Origin of the sequence: Streptomyces sp. SolWspMP-5a-2 (assembly GCF_900091845.1) — a bacterium.
Classification (GTDB): Bacteria; Actinomycetota; Actinomycetes; order Streptomycetales; family Streptomycetaceae; genus Streptomyces; species Streptomyces doudnae.
In genome coordinates, this window is sequence record NZ_FMCI01000258.1 from 1 (window position 1) to 2,514 (window position 2,514).

3 protein-coding genes are annotated in these 2,514 nt (G+C 76.0%); all 3 read right to left on the bottom strand.

Going from position 1 to position 2,514, the window contains the following annotated elements:
- The coding region (locus tag GA0115242_RS26390; protein WP_141721754.1) for an MFS transporter at positions 1–661 on the bottom strand (661 nt) is incomplete at its 3' end.
- A gap of 34 nt (positions 662–695) precedes the next feature.
- Positions 696–1,187 (bottom strand): cupin domain-containing protein, encoded by a 492-nt coding sequence (locus GA0115242_RS26395; RefSeq protein ID WP_093832697.1) that lies wholly within the window; start codon positions 1,185–1,187, stop codon positions 696–698.
- A gap of 42 nt (positions 1,188–1,229) precedes the next feature.
- Positions 1,230–2,249, bottom strand: a complete 1,020-nt coding sequence (locus GA0115242_RS26400) for a PLP-dependent cysteine synthase family protein (RefSeq protein WP_093832699.1) — start codon at positions 2,247–2,249, stop codon at positions 1,230–1,232.
- Positions 2,250–2,514: the final 265 nt, after the last annotated feature.

The window sequence follows — 2,514 nt, forward strand, 5'->3', positions numbered from 1 at the left end:
GGCGCAGCGCGCGCAGGGCGCCGCCCCGGCTCCGGGGACGGCGCGGCCCCTCGGGCGCCCCGGCCCGCGGGAAGCCGAAAGCACCCAGCACCACCAGGGCGGCGGCGCCCGTCGCGAGCGCGAAGACCGTCCCGTACGCCTCCCGCCGGGCCAGCGCGATGCCCAGCGGGGCGCCCAGCACTCCGGCGACGCCGACCACCGCGCCGTACAGCCCGAGGGCGCGCCCGCGACGGCCCGGCGGGAACAGCTCCGTCGTGAAGGTCACCCCGGCCACCACGAAGATCCCGAACCCCAGCCCCCGCACCGCCGTCAGCGCGGTGAGCGCGGGCAGCGGGGCGACGAGGGGCAGCGCGGGACAGGGCAGCCCGAGCAGCAGACCGCTCAGCGCGAGCGAACGGCGCCTGCCCAGCCGGGCGAACAGCCGGGGCGTCCACGGCTGGACCGCCAGGGTCGCCGCCATCAGCGCGGCGGTCAGCACCCCGGCGCCCGCCGGACCCGCCCCGGACCGCACCGCGTACGCCGGCATCGCCGACAGCAGCAGGTTGAACCCGGCGAAGCCGCCGAACGCGGCCAGCAGCGCGCCGCCGACCGCGCCCCGCCGCCCGGCGGACGGAGCGGGGACGCGGCCGGTCGGCGCGGACGGGTCGGCGGGCCTGGTCATCGCGGTGCGGCCGGGCCCGCGCCGCGGGTGCCGCTCAGTGCCGGCCCCAGCCGGGCACCGTCCCGTCGACGGTCACCTCGTACTGGTCGTAGCGGGACATCAGATCCAGCAACTCGTCCTCGGTGGGCCGGTTCCCGTCGGCGTACAGCTCCGCCAGGCCCCGGAAGTACTCCTCGCGGTCCTTGGCCGGGGTGAAGACGATCAGCATGGTGGCCTGGTCCTCGTACGGGTTGCGGAACCCGTGCGACATGTTCTCGGGCACGTTGACATAGGTACCCGGCCCGGCCGGGAAACTGCGGCCGTCGAGATGGAGTTCCACCGTCCCGTGCAGCACGTAGAACGCCTCAAGCTGCTCCTTGTGGATGTGCGGGGAGGCGCCGGGCGCGCCCGGATCCATCCGGTGCTCGAAGAGACCGAGGCGGTTGTCGGTCTCCTGGCCGACCGCCTTGAACGTGGTCCGGGTGGTGGTGCCGATCTGCACGGACTCGCCCTCGGCGGGCAGGACGATGCGGGGAAGCTGGGTCATCGTGCGGGCTCCTCAACGGGTGGTGGGTGCGGCGGCGGGCGTTCAGGCGGAGGCGTCCTCGGCGGCCGCGGCCGCCTCGAGCCAGGAGAGGTAGCGCTCCCCGGTGTCGGGGAAGACGGTGACGAAGGTGTGCCCGGCGTGCTCGGGGCGGGCCGCGAGGACCCGGCAGGCGTGCGCGGCGGCCCCCGAGGAGACGCCGACGAGGAGGCCCTCGGTGCGCGCCAGGAGCCTGCTGGTGTCGAAGGCGGCGGCGTCCGAGACGGTCACCACCTCGTCGATCAGGCCGGTGTCGGTGGTGTCGGCGACGAAACCGCCGTTGAGGCCCGGGATGCGGTGCAGCCCGCCCCAGCCCCCGCTGAGCACCGGCGAGCGTTCCGGCTCCACCGCGACGACCCGCAGTTCCGGGTGACGCTCCTTCAGATAGCGGGCCGTCCCGCTGAGCGTGCCGCCGGTGCCCACCCCGACCACCAGCACGTCGAGACGGCCGCCGGTGTCGGCCCAGATCTCGGGCCCGGTGGTGGCGTAGTGCGCGGCCACGTTGTCGTCGTTCTCGTGCTGGCGCGCGAACCAGGAACCGGGGCGCTCCCGGTGGATCTCCTCGGCCTTCTCGATGGCCGCGGTGTACCCCTCCTCGGCCGGGGTCAGCACCACCTCCGCCCCGAACGCCCGCAGCAACTGGACGCGTTCCTGGGTGGCGCTGTCCGGCAGCACGATGACGCAGGCGTAGCCGCGCGCGGCGCTCAGCGCGGCCAGCGAGATCCCGGTGTTGCCCGACGACGCCTCGACGACCGTGCCCCGGCCCCGGACCAGCAGGCCCCGGCGCTCGGCCGCCTCGATCATGTACAGGCCGGTGCGGTCCTTGACGCTGGAGAGCGGGTTGGCGCTCTCCAGCTTGGCGTACACGGTGGCCCCGGAGGTGCCCGCGTCGATGCGGACCAGCGGGGTGCCGCCGACCAGCTCCTCCAGCGACCCGGCCGGGCGCCGTCCCGCCCGCGGCGGCCCGCCTGCTGCGGAGGGTGGGGGCGTCGCGGTGTCCGGCGGTACGGAGGTGTCCGTGGTCATGGTCTGCTCCTCGATCGAGGTCGGGGGTCGGGGGTCGGGGGTCGGGGGTCGAGAGTTGGCGGTCGGGGACGACGGCGGGCGCGGTGGGTCGACGGTCGGCGCGGACGAGCGCCGGGCCTGGCGCGCGGACGAGCGGTGGGCCTGAGACGCGGACGAGCGGTGGGCGGTGCGCCGGGCGTGCGTGCGGGGCCCGTGCAGCGCGTCCGGGGCGTGCCGCTGCGGGGATCACCAGTTGGGGAAGGCGGCCGCGGCCTGCGCCGTGCGG